The sequence below is a fragment of the Limnohabitans sp. 2KL-17 genome, from assembly GCF_003063415.1.
Taxonomy (GTDB): Bacteria; Pseudomonadota; Gammaproteobacteria; order Burkholderiales; family Burkholderiaceae_C; genus Limnohabitans_A.
Genome location: NZ_NESK01000003.1, coordinates 16,409 through 27,233 on the forward strand (window position 1 = coordinate 16,409; position 10,825 = coordinate 27,233).

Annotated in this window: 11 protein-coding genes; 7 read left to right on the forward strand and 4 right to left on the reverse strand. The window is 59.5% G+C overall.

Translation table 11 applies throughout. The features are described 5' to 3' along the window. Position 1 precedes the first annotated feature (1 nt). Genes B9Z45_RS01840 through B9Z45_RS01850 form a run of 3 tightly spaced genes read left to right on the forward strand, consistent with a single transcriptional unit; the run spans position 2 to position 2,644 of the window. Positions 2-1,132 (forward strand): heme A synthase, encoded by a 1,131-nt coding sequence (locus tag B9Z45_RS01840; RefSeq protein ID WP_108405658.1) that lies wholly within the window; start codon positions 2-4, stop codon positions 1,130-1,132. Next, entirely contained in the window at positions 1,129-2,025 is an 897-nt protein-coding gene (gene cyoE / locus B9Z45_RS01845) for a heme o synthase (RefSeq protein ID WP_108405541.1), read from the forward strand. The genes B9Z45_RS01840 and cyoE overlap by 4 nt, the downstream gene beginning before the upstream one ends. 10 nt (positions 2,026-2,035) lie before the next feature. Next, positions 2,036-2,644: an SCO family protein gene (locus B9Z45_RS01850; RefSeq protein ID WP_108405659.1), complete on the forward strand. Its 609-nt coding sequence runs from the start codon at positions 2,036-2,038 to the stop codon at positions 2,642-2,644. 74 nt (positions 2,645-2,718) lie between these two features. On the opposite strand, the gene B9Z45_RS01855 is transcribed toward B9Z45_RS01850, so the two are convergent. From B9Z45_RS01855 to ftsY, 3 genes are all read right to left on the reverse strand, one after another. Continuing rightward, a complete protein-coding gene (locus B9Z45_RS01855; RefSeq protein WP_108405542.1) occupies positions 2,719-3,711 on the reverse strand; it encodes a tripartite tricarboxylate transporter substrate binding protein in 993 nt (330 codons plus the stop codon). Positions 3,712-3,848: 137 nt separating this feature from the next. Continuing rightward, entirely contained in the window at positions 3,849-4,781 is a 933-nt protein-coding gene (rpoH, locus tag B9Z45_RS01860) for an RNA polymerase sigma factor RpoH (RefSeq protein WP_108405543.1), read from the reverse strand. A 154-nt stretch (positions 4,782-4,935) separates the two neighbouring features. Next, positions 4,936-6,003: a signal recognition particle-docking protein FtsY gene (ftsY, locus tag B9Z45_RS01865; RefSeq protein WP_108405544.1), complete on the reverse strand. Its 1,068-nt coding sequence runs from the start codon at positions 6,001-6,003 to the stop codon at positions 4,936-4,938. A gap of 28 nt (positions 6,004-6,031) precedes the next feature. Here ftsY and B9Z45_RS01870 point away from each other — a divergent pair, with 28 nt between their 5' ends. Then, a complete protein-coding gene (locus B9Z45_RS01870; protein WP_108405545.1) occupies positions 6,032-7,483 on the forward strand; it encodes a pitrilysin family protein in 1,452 nt (483 codons plus the stop codon). A 56-nt stretch (positions 7,484-7,539) separates the two neighbouring features. Beyond that, positions 7,540-8,892 carry a pitrilysin family protein gene (locus B9Z45_RS01875; RefSeq protein WP_108405660.1) on the forward strand — a complete coding sequence of 451 codons (1,353 nt, stop codon included), beginning with the start codon at positions 7,540-7,542 and terminating at the stop codon, positions 8,890-8,892. A 4-nt stretch (positions 8,893-8,896) separates the two neighbouring features. Here the strand turns inward: B9Z45_RS01875 and B9Z45_RS01880 are convergent, their stop codons facing one another. Further along, positions 8,897-9,427: a hemerythrin domain-containing protein gene (locus B9Z45_RS01880; RefSeq protein ID WP_108405546.1), complete on the reverse strand. Its 531-nt coding sequence runs from the start codon at positions 9,425-9,427 to the stop codon at positions 8,897-8,899. Between the two features lie 190 nt (positions 9,428-9,617). Here B9Z45_RS01880 and rsmD point away from each other — a divergent pair, with 190 nt between their 5' ends. Together rsmD and coaD are read left to right on the forward strand one after the other, a co-directional pair. Further along, a complete protein-coding gene (gene rsmD, locus B9Z45_RS01885; protein ID WP_108405661.1) occupies positions 9,618-10,265 on the forward strand; it encodes a 16S rRNA (guanine(966)-N(2))-methyltransferase RsmD in 648 nt (215 codons plus the stop codon). 48 nt (positions 10,266-10,313) lie between these two features. Continuing rightward, a complete protein-coding gene (gene coaD, locus B9Z45_RS01890) occupies positions 10,314-10,820 on the forward strand; it encodes a pantetheine-phosphate adenylyltransferase (protein WP_108405547.1) in 507 nt (168 codons plus the stop codon). The last annotated feature ends 5 nt before the right edge of the window (positions 10,821-10,825 follow it).

Consider the following 10,825-nt stretch of genomic DNA (forward strand, 5'->3'; position numbering starts at 1 on the left):
CATGAGCGAAGTCGACCTTTACAACCTGGCGCCCATTTTTCAGCTGATGGCCGTTGGCTTGGCTGTGGCCGCTTTGCCATTGGGCTGGTGGCTGTGGCAACAGCGCAGCGCCACACCATCTGGGCGTTTGAAAGCCCTCACCTTGATCACTTTGTTTTTAACATTTGACTTGGTGCTTTTTGGGGCATTCACACGGTTGACCGACTCCGGGCTGGGCTGCCCTGACTGGCCGGGTTGTTATGGCAGCGCGACGCCCATCGGCGCAAAAAGCGAAATTTCTGCGGCGCAGACCGCCATGCCCACGGGCCCGGTGACACACGGCAAAGCCTGGATCGAGATGGTTCACCGTTACCTGGCCACCGGGGTGGGGGTATTGATTCTGACTCTCGCCAGCATGACCTGGTGGCTGCGACGAGAAAGCCACCGCGTCAGCCCCTGGTGGCCCACGTTCACACTGGTGTGGGTCTGCCTGCAAGGCGCTTTTGGTGCGCTTACCGTCACCATGAAGCTGTTCCCGGCCATCGTCACTTTGCACCTGATGTTTGGGATAGGCTTGCTGGCCCTGCTCATGGCGCAGGCTGTGCGTTATGACGGCGCTGGCTCTAGACCCTTGCCAGCGGCCTTGTATAGAGGCCTGTGGGCAGGTTTTGCTTTGTTGTGGTTTCAAATTGCCTTGGGCGGTTGGGTCAGCACCAACTACGCTGTGCTGGCCTGTCCTGACTTTCCGACCTGCAATGGCCAATGGGTGCCCGAGATGAGCTGGCAAGGTTTCAGTGTGTGGCGTGAGTTGGGGTATACACCCGATGGTCAGCTCTTGCCCTTTGTAGCCTTGTCGTCCATCCACTTCGTGCACCGTTCAGCCGCTTTGCTGGTTTTGGCTGTGCTGGTGTGGTGCGGTTGGCGTTTGCGCATGCAGCCAGGTCTGCGATCTGCTGGTCAATGGTTGCTGGGTCTGTCGGCTTTGCAGTTCGCCACAGGCCTTAGCAATGTCGTGCTCGGTTGGCCTTTGTTGGCTGCGGTGCTGCACACAGGTGGTGCTGCAGCCATGGTGATCACCCTGACCTGGGCGCTCAGCATCAGTCGGGCTGAAGCATTTTCACGTTCACCCATCTCACCAAGGCCTGCCGCATGACCGCCGCCACTGCCAATTTGCCAAACTCCGCTTGGCGCCAGTATTACGCGCTGACCAAGCCTCGCGTGGTGCAACTGATCGTCTTTTGTGCCTTGATCGGCATGGTGCTGGCCGTGCCGGGAGCACCGAGCATGGTTGAATTAAAGCTAGGGCTTTGGGCCTGCATCGGTATCTGGCTGGTGGCGGGTGCAGCTGCGGCCTTCAATTGCTTGGTCGAAAAAACCATCGATGCGAAGATGAAACGCACGGCCTGGCGCCCCACTGCCAAGGGCGAGTTGAGCGACCGCCAGGCACTGCTGTTTTCAGGCGTGTTGTGCGCCCTGGGCTCTGCGGTGCTTTATGTGATGGTCAATCCGCTGACCATGTGGCTCACATTTGCCACCTTTGTGGGCTACGCCATCGTTTACACCGTGATCCTGAAACCGCTCACGCCTCAAAACATCGTCATTGGCGGGGCCAGCGGCGCCATGCCCCCGGTGCTGGGCTGGGCTGCCATGACGGGCCAAGTCGGGCCCGAGGCGCTGATCTTGTTCCTGATCATCTTCTTGTGGACGCCCCCTCACTTCTGGGCGCTTGCGCTGTACCGTGTAGAGGATTACCGCAAGTCGGGTCTGCCCATGCTGCCTGTGACGCACGGCAACGAATTCACGCGGCTGCAAATCCTGCTGTACACCATTGTTTTGATGGCGTCCTGCCTCATGCCGTTCGTTTACGGTATGAGCTCATGGCTTTACTTGGTCGTCGCCCTCGTTTTGAGCGTCGGCTTTATCGGTTATGCCGTGGCTTTGTTTCGCAGTTACTCGGATGAACTGGCTCGCAAGACCTTCCGCTTTTCGCTGATCCACCTGAGCGTCTTGTTTGCCGCTTTGCTGCTTGACCATTACATTTTTTAAGGTCATGACCATGGCTCAGAGCAGTGTTTTTTCCAGATGGGCCTTGGCGATGGCATGGGTTGTTGCAGCGGGAGGGTTGCTGGGGTGCGCTGACGACAAACCCGCATTTCGCGGCGTGGACATTACCGGTGCTGACTATGCCCAAGGCTGGGTATTGAGCGATCAGGAGGGTCAGGTGCGCACCCTCAAAGACTTTGCAGGCAAGGTGGTGGTGGTATTTTTTGGCTTCACCCAATGTCCTGATGTCTGCCCCACCGCTTTGCAGGAGATTGCCGAAGCCAAACAATTACTGGGTGCAGATGGGGCCAGGTTGCAAGGCATTTTCATCACGGTGGACCCCGAGCGCGACACGCCCGAATTGCTGAAAGCCTATGTGGCCAATTTCGGATCTGACTTTGTGGCCCTGCGCCCCACCCTGGAGCAACTGCCCAAGGTCACCAAGGACTTCAAGATTTATTACAAAAAGGTCGAGGGCAAAACGCCCACCAGTTACACCATGGACCACTCGGCGGGAAGCTTTACTTTCGACCCCCAGGGCAGGGTAAGACTTTATAACCGGCATGCCAGTGGTGCAGCGACTTTGGCTGCCGATGTGAAGATTTTGCTCAAAGGTCAGTGAGTACTGTCTTGGATAGATCAAGACATCTTCAGACCTGAATGCGCTTGAAGAAGGGCTTTTTCAGGTCTCGGTATTCAGTTTATCTCGATTTTTTGGCTTCGAATGATGGCACCCAAGGCCTTCGTGTCGACATTGATCCTGTTGCGCAAACCCTCGGGAGATGAGCCCACCACTTGCCAGCCTTGCTGGAACAAACGCTCGCGCATATCGGGTGAGCGCACGATGTCACTGACCGCAGCAGACAGTTTGCTGGCGATGGCCTCAGGCATGGAGGCCGGTGCAGCCAACGCGTTCCAGATTTCCAACTGGTAATCTTTTACGCCAATTTCAGCCAGGCTGGGCACATCATGTGCGACCGGGCTGCGGCCTGTGCTGGTCGTGCCGACAGCGCGCAATTTACCACCCCGAACTTGGGCCGCCGCCATGGCGGGCGGCAGCAAGGCCAGTTGAACCTGGCCACCGATCATGGCGGTGATGATTTGCGGGTTGCCCGGGTAGGGCACATGCACGGGCGCGATGCCCGCTTTGGTTTTGAGCAGTTCCATGCCCAAATGCGCCACAGTGCCCACACCTGGCGAGGCATAGCTGAGTTTGTCCCCCGCCTTTTGCGCCTGCTCCAGCCATTCTGTTGCAGATTGGCCTGGCGCATTGGCGGGGACGGTTAGCACCAGCGGTGCTTTGCCGATCAGGCTGATCGGGGCCAAGTCTTTCAGGGGGTCGTAGGGCACCTTGGGGTTCAAGATGCGGGCAATGGTCATGTTCCCGTTGATCATCAGGCCCAGGGTGTGGCCATCGGTGGCTTTGGCCACAAAGTCAGCTGCAATATTTCCCCCCGCACCTACCTTGTTCTCGACAACCACGTTTTGACCGAGGGCCTTGGCCAAGGGCTCGGCCAAGGCCCGAGCGGTGAGGTCAGGGCTGGAGCCTGCAGGAAAGCCCACCACCAGTTTGACGGTCTGGCTGGGCCAGTCCGCTGAAAAAGCGGAGGACATGCTCAAGGCCATGAACGCCAATGTTGCATGGCGAAAAACGCGATGCGAATAATCCGAAAATTTGGAAAAGGTCATTCAAAAATCCTGACGTAAATGGTTGTGAGCACTTTATCGCAGATGTGTTCCAGGCTTTTTTAGCCACGACCTCGGCCCTGTAAAAAAATACCCGGTCAAGACCGGGTACAGCGACGGTGTGCAACTGTCAGATCGTCTTAAGCGAATTCGACCAAAGCTTTCTTCATTTTTTTCATGGCCGCGACTTCGATCTGGCGGATGCGTTCAGCGCTCACGCCATACTCGTCAGCCAAGTCGTGCAAGGTCATGCCCCCTGAGCCGTTGTCGTTCACCTTGAGCCAGCGCTCTTCAACGATGCGGCGACTGCGGGCGTCCAGCACATCCAGGGCTGTGGTCAGGCCATCGCTGGCCATCACGTCACGCTGGCGTGCCTCAATCATGGCGGTCGGCTCGTGGTTCACATCGGCAAGGTAAGCAATGGGTCCAAAGGCCTGCTCGCCATCGTCGGACGGTGCCGGGTCCAGCAGCACATCGCCGCCGGACATGCGCATTTCCATCTCCAGCACTTCTTCGCGCTTGACGTTCAGGCTGCGGGCCATCGAATCGACTTGGTCAGGCGTCAGGGTGTCGCGGTGGGTGCCTTCGTCGGCGTCTGCTTTGAAGCCCTGTTTCATGGAGCGCAGGTTGAAGAACAACTTGCGTTGGGCTTTGGTGGTGGCCACCTTGACCATGCGCCAGTTTTTCAAGATGTACTCGTGAATTTCAGCCTTGATCCAGTGCATCGCATAGCTCACCAGGCGCACGCCCTGATCGGGGTCAAATCGCTTGACCGCTTTCATGAGGCCCACGTTGCCTTCCTGGATCAGGTCGCCATGCGGTAAGCCATAGCCCAGGTACTGGCGCGATATGGACACCACCAGGCGCAAGTGTGAGAGCACCAACTTGCGGGCTGCTTCGAGGTCTTCGTTGGCTTTGAGTTGACGGGCAGCTTCCTGCTCCTCATCAAGGGTCAGCATGGGCATGCGGTTGACCGCAGAAATATACGCGTCGAGGTGACCGAGCGAGGGCACCACAGCCCAAGGATTGCTCAGCATGATTGCCGTGGTGGGCGAACCAGTTTGAATGTTCATACCAGAACTCCTTTCAGAATGTGTAAATTTTAGCACTCTCTGCTGGAGAGTGCTAAAGGTGCACCCCCTCTGCCGAATCGGCCTAGGGTTTTCCATGATTTTGCTTTAATCTAAGGGCGGGGTCGGTGTCCTGGCTGACACTTAAACGGGATGCTCAACTCAGCAGGGCTTGTGCAAACTCTCGTGCGTTGAAGGTTTCAAGGTCCTCAAGCTTCTCGCCCACGCCAATAAAATACACCGGGATGGGCTTTTCGCGCGCAATGGCGCACAAAACGCCCCCTTTGGCCGTGCCGTCCAGTTTCGTCACGATCAGGCCCGTCAGGCCCAGCGTGTCGTCAAAGGCGCGCACCTGGGCCAGCGCGTTCTGGCCGGTGTTGCCGTCAAGGACCAGTAGCACCTCATGCGGGGCCGTGCTGTCGGCCTTTTGCACCACACGTTTGATCTTTTTCAGCTCTTCCATCAGGTGCAGTTGCGTGGGCAGGCGACCTGCGGTGTCCACCAGCACCACATCGCGCCCCCGGGCACGCCCTGCGCTGACCGCATCAAAGCTCACGGCAGCCGGATCGCCACCTTGCTGGCTGACGATTTCGACGGTGTTGCGGTCAGCCCAGACGGCCAGTTGTTCCTTGGCCGCAGCGCGGAAGGTGTCGGCAGCGGCCAGCAGCACGCTCAGGCCTTCATCGGCCAAGTGCTTGGTCAGTTTGCCGATCGAGGTGGTTTTGCCCGCCCCATTGACCCCCGCCACCATGATCACGGTGGGGTGGTGATCACCAATGGCCAGGGGTTTTTGCAGGGGCAGCAGCAAGTCGGTGATGGCATCGGCCAGCAGGGTTTTGACCTGCGAGGGTTCCGTGGCCTTGGCCTCTTTGACGCGTCGTTTGAGGTCTTGCAGCAAATGCTCGGTGGCTTTCACCCCGGTATCGGCCATCAACAAGGCGGTTTCCAGTTCTTCGTACAGATCGTCGTCGATTCGGGTGCCCGTGAACACGGTGGTGATGCTGGCGCCGGTTTTGCGCAAACCCGTTTTCAGGCGGTCCAGCCAGCCTTGACGGGCAGAGGGGGCCACCTGTTCCTTGTCCTCAAATGGCTGCCCATTTGCGGCTGGAGCAGCCGCAGAAGTCTGCTGACCAGGCGGCGCCGAAGCTGCAACAGGGGTCACATCGGTCTTGGGGGTCGATATGACCTCGGTGGAAGGGGATTTTTTTTTGAAGAAACTGAACATGGCGTGGATTTAAAGGATCATGCATTCTATGAAACCGAATATTTTCTTGGGCATCTCTCTGGCGATCGCCCTGTCGACCGCAGCCTGGAGTGCATCGGCACAGGCGCCGCAAGCCTCCCAGGCACCGATCGCTCCGTACCGTAAAGCAGGCACTGTCCCCTTGGCCCAGGTACACACGTTCACCCTGGCCAACGGCATGACGCTCTGGGTCAAACCCGACCGCCGCTCCCCCACGGCCGTGCACATGGTCTGGCTGCGGGTGGGTTCGATGGACGAGGTGGACGGCACCAGTGGCGTGGCGCATGTGCTAGAACATATGCTTTTCAAAGGCACGCCCAGCTTGGCGGTGGGCGAGTTTTCGCGCCGCGTGGCCGCACTTGGGGGCCGAGAAAACGCCTTCACATCCAAGGATTACACCGGCTACTACCAGCAAATTCCGTCCAACCAGCTGGAAGCCGTGATGCGCCTGGAGTCCGACCGATTTGCCAATAACCAGTGGCCCGACGCCGAATTTGTCAAAGAGCTGGAGGTGGTCAAAGAAGAACGCCGTCTGCGCACCGACGATAACCCACGCGCCCAATTGCACGAAATGCTGTCTGCCACTGCCTTGTCGGCTTCGCCCTATCGCCGTCCCATCGTCGGTTGGATGAGCGACCTGGAGGCCATGACGGCGCAAGATGCCCGAGATTTTTACCGCAAGTGGTACTCGCCCTGCAATGCCATCGTGGTGGTAGCCGGTGATGTTGACCCGCTGCAGGTGAAGGCCCTGGCAGAAAAATATTACGGTGCCATTGCGGCAAGGCCTCTGGCAGAGCGCAAGCCCCAGCAAGAGCCACTGCAGCAGGGCTTGCGCCGATTCGAGTTCAAAGCGCCCGCCGAGCAGTCTTATGTGGCTTTGGCCTTCAAGGTGCCACGTCTGGCCAGCCTGGAAGTGACCCCCGAGCACGACGATGCCCTGGCCTTGACGGTGCTGGCGGCGGTGCTGGACGGTTACAGCGGTGCGCGTCTGGACCGAGCACTGACCCAGGGTGACAAGCGCTTGGCCGACAGTGTCGGGGCGCACAACGGCCTGATGGGCCGTGGACCGCAATTCTTCTACCTGGAGGGTGTGCCCGCCCAAGGACAAAGTGCTGAAACCCTGGAAGCCGCATTGCGCGCCCAGATCCAGCGGGTGGCCACCGATGGCGTGAGCGAAGCCGAGTTACAACGCGTCAAGACCCAGTGGGTCGCCAGCGAGATCTACAAGCTCGATTCGGTTTTCAACCAGGCCCGAGAACTGGGCGTGGCCTGGACGCTGGGCCTGCCGCCAGACCATGGCGCGCAACTGATGTCGCGGCTCCGTCAAGTGACGCCTGCGCAGGTGCAAGCAGTTGCTCAAAAGTATTTCGGTGACGACAGTCTCACGGTGGCGATTCTGCGGCCCCAGCCGCCGTCGGGGCAGCCCCGTGCCCGGCGTGCTGTATCGGGTGCCAGGCATTGAGCCGCCGTCTCGTCATGAAAGTCCAAAGCAAAATGTCCCTGATCTGTTGCCTGTCGATGGCCCCAAACGCACTGCTGCGATCCGCCCTGCTGCTGGCGTGTTGTGCTGCCTCAAGTTGGGTGCATGCGGCCTTGCCCATTCAGCACTGGACGCAGCCCAGTGGGGCGCGGGTCTACCTGGTCGAGAGCCACGCCATCCCCATGGTCGATGTGCAGATTGACCTCGACGCAGGCAGCCGCCGCGACCCGGCAAATCAGGCCGGCCTGGCCTCGGTCATGGCGGGGCAAATCGCCAACGGCATGCGGGCCCACCCGAAAGCTCAGGGGCCTTATGCACCAGCCATGGACGAAAACCAGATCGGTGAAGCTTGGGCTGACCTGGGGGCCAGTTTTGGCGTCAGCGCTGGCGCAGACCGCCTGAGTTTTTCGCTGCGCAGCTTGAGTTACCCCGACCTGCTTGACAAAGCGGTGGCCTTGGCAGCCCGGCAAATGGCCCATCCGGCGTTTACTGAAGCGATTTGGCTGCGTGACCGTGAGCGCCTGAGCGCCTCCATCCGTGAATCGCTCACCAAGCCCGGCACCCAGGTGCAGCACCGCTTCGCCTCTGCGGTGTACGGCACGCACCCTTACGGGTACCGCAGCACACCCGAATCTTTGTTGCGCATCAGTGCGCAAGATCTTCAAAACCTGCATGCCAAGGCCTTGCAGACCTGTCGTGCAACGGTCAGCGTGGTGGGTGCGCTCAGCCGGGCACAGACCGATGCCCTGGTGCAGGGTTTGCTGTCGCAATGGCCGCGCGAGTCTGGCTGCAAGCCATTGCCCCCCGTGGTCGAGGTGTCGCCCTTGGTCGAGGCTAAAAACCTGAATATCCCGCTTGATTCGGCCCAGGCGCATGTGCTGATTGGCCAGCCTGGTTACAAGCGCAGCGACCCCGACTTTTTTGCTTTGCTGGTGGGCAACCACATTCTGGGTGGTGGCGGTTTTGTCTCGCGCCTGACCGAGCAGGTGCGCGAGAAGCGGGGCCTGAGCTACAGCGTTTACAGCTACTTCTCGCCGGGCCTGCACGCGGGGGCCTTCACCGTGGGCTTGCAAACCCGACCTGACCAGGCGGCACAAGCCGTGACTGTGGCCAAGGACGTCATACAAGCCTTTGTGCGCGAGGGGCCGACCGGGGCCGAGTTGCAGGCTGCCAAATCCAACCTGATGGGTGGTTTCGCGCTGCGCATCGACAGCAACAGAAAGCTGCTGGACAACGTGGCCAACATCGCCTGGAACCGCTTGCCGCTCGATTACCTGGACACCTGGACTCAACAAGTCGAACGGGTCAGTGTTGAGGATATTCGCCGGGCCATGGCACGTGTCCTGCAGCCCGATCGGATGGTCACAGTGGTGGTGGGCACACAGCCCTGAACGCTCAAATGTGTGCCACAAAGTGGGGTAAGTGCCGCATGTGCAGGGTCAGGCCCAAGGCTGCCATGTGGTTGTTGTTGCGCCCAAGAATGGTCTGGGCCAAGGGCAAAAATTCTTGCTCCTCGACCTGGGCGTGTGCCTGGTAGCGTTTCACCAGTGACTGCAGTGCCAGCACATCAAGCGTGGTGTCTTGACCTTTGGCTACTTTGCGCAAACCAGGCTCCAGCGATTCCCACAACTTTTCCAGGGCCCGATGGTCTTGCGTCAATCGCTCGACCAATTCATTGACCCGAAGGCGCTCTTCGCCTGCGTTGGCGCTTTGGCGAACTGCCGGGAATAAATCTTCTTCTTCCTCGCTGTGGTGGCTGTAGAGGCCTTGACTGAAAAAGGCCCGCGATTCCTCGGCAATCTTTCTGGCCTGTGCAGCCGGTCCCAGCAAGGCCGGCAAATCCCCCATGTGCGCGAGTTGGGCAAAGATGCCAAGGTGGCAATTGGAAAAATGTGAAATCGGGGCTTTTGTGTCTGTGCGGGTCATGTTTTTTGCATCGAGCTGATAACAAATAACACTCTAGATTGCCTGCGCCATCCGGCAAAGCGCTAACTGCGGCTTGTTTGATGCGCGTCATGTCTGTGCCGTCAAAAGCACAATGGACGGCTTGCAGGACTTTGGCTTCGATCATTTCACAGCTCAGTGGTGTGCGCCATGGCCTATACACTTGCAGCCTATGCGCTCATCGAAAACTTTACGGCCACCTGCCAGCGGAAAAGCCCGTCAACCCACCGCCAAGAAACCCGTTCACCGGTCACCCAAAGGGGAGTCCTCGCACGAGGTCCGCATCATTGGGGGGCAATGGCGACGCACCCGGCTGAAGGTCATTGACAAACCCGGTCTGCGGCCCACCCCTGACCGTGTGCGAGAAACCTTGTTCAACTGGCTCGGGCAAGACCTGAGCGGCTGGCGCTGCGTGGATGCATTCGCTGGCACCGGTGTGCTGGGACTGGAAGCTGCATCTCGCGGCGCCGCCCATGTACTGATGATCGAGCAAGATGCGGTGCTGGTGCGCGACTTGCAAGACAACGCCATGCGCTTGAAAGCCAGCATGGTCAACGTGCAGCGCGGTGACGCAGTGACCCTTTTGGGGCATTTGACGGCAGGCAGTGTGGACCTGGTGTTCATCGACCCGCCCTTTGATGGCCCCTGGTTTGAACCCGCTCTGAAAGCAGCCACCAAGGCCGTGCCCGCCGGCGGCTGGATTTACCTGGAAGCGCCCGTGCGATGGACCACCGAGGCGCTGGACGCGCTGGGTCTGCAATGCGTGCGCCACCTCAAGGCGGGCGCCGTGCATGCCCATTTGTTGCAACGCGCCGCATAATCCCGATCTGGACAGTCAAGCCCATCCAAGCCCCTCAAGGACATCGCCATGAGCCGATCCGACACTGCCGCAGTCATCGCTGTTTATTCCGGCACCTTCGACCCGCTCACGCTGGGGCATGAAGACGCCATTCGACGTGCTGCGCAGATGTTTGACGAGGTCATCATTGCCGTGGCCAGGGCGCATCACAAAAATACCCTGTTTTCGCTGGATGAGCGGCTGGCGCTTGTGCAGGCCGCGCTGGCCGATTGCTCCAATGTAAAGGCGCTGCCTTTTGATGGCCTGATTGTGGAGTTTGTGCGCGCTCAAAACGCGCAGGTCATTGTGCGTGGCCTGCGCTCTATGACCGACTACGACTACGAAACCCAGATGTCCGGCATGAACCGCCATCTGGCCCCTGAAGTGGACACGGTGTTTTTGCACGCCAGCGCGGGTGTGCAGCACATCAGCAGCACGCTGGTCCGGGAAATCACCAAATTGGGCGGCGACGTGGCTGGCCTCGTTTCAGCGCCGGTGCTCAACGCCCTGCAAGCCAAGGTGGCCACCAAGCACTGATGCCC

Coding starts and splice junctions, on each gene's coding strand:
- B9Z45_RS01840 (WP_108405658.1), top strand. CDS start 2: ATGAGCGAAGTCGACCTTTACAACCTGGCGCCCATTTTTCAGCTGATG.
- cyoE (WP_108405541.1), top strand. CDS start 1,129: ATGACCGCCGCCACTGCCAATTTGCCAAACTCCGCTTGGCGCCAGTAT.
- B9Z45_RS01850 (WP_108405659.1), top strand. CDS start 2,036: ATGGCTCAGAGCAGTGTTTTTTCCAGATGGGCCTTGGCGATGGCATGG.
- B9Z45_RS01855 (WP_108405542.1), bottom strand. CDS start 3,711: ATGACCTTTTCCAAATTTTCGGATTATTCGCATCGCGTTTTTCGCCAT.
- rpoH (WP_108405543.1), bottom strand. CDS start 4,781: ATGAACATTCAAACTGGTTCGCCCACCACGGCAATCATGCTGAGCAAT.
- ftsY (WP_108405544.1), bottom strand. CDS start 6,003: ATGTTCAGTTTCTTCAAAAAAAAATCCCCTTCCACCGAGGTCATATCG.
- B9Z45_RS01870 (WP_108405545.1), top strand. CDS start 6,032: ATGAAACCGAATATTTTCTTGGGCATCTCTCTGGCGATCGCCCTGTCG.
- B9Z45_RS01875 (WP_108405660.1), top strand. CDS start 7,540: ATGGCCCCAAACGCACTGCTGCGATCCGCCCTGCTGCTGGCGTGTTGT.
- B9Z45_RS01880 (WP_108405546.1), bottom strand. CDS start 9,427: ATGACCCGCACAGACACAAAAGCCCCGATTTCACATTTTTCCAATTGC.
- rsmD (WP_108405661.1), top strand. CDS start 9,618: ATGCGCTCATCGAAAACTTTACGGCCACCTGCCAGCGGAAAAGCCCGT.
- coaD (WP_108405547.1), top strand. CDS start 10,314: ATGAGCCGATCCGACACTGCCGCAGTCATCGCTGTTTATTCCGGCACC.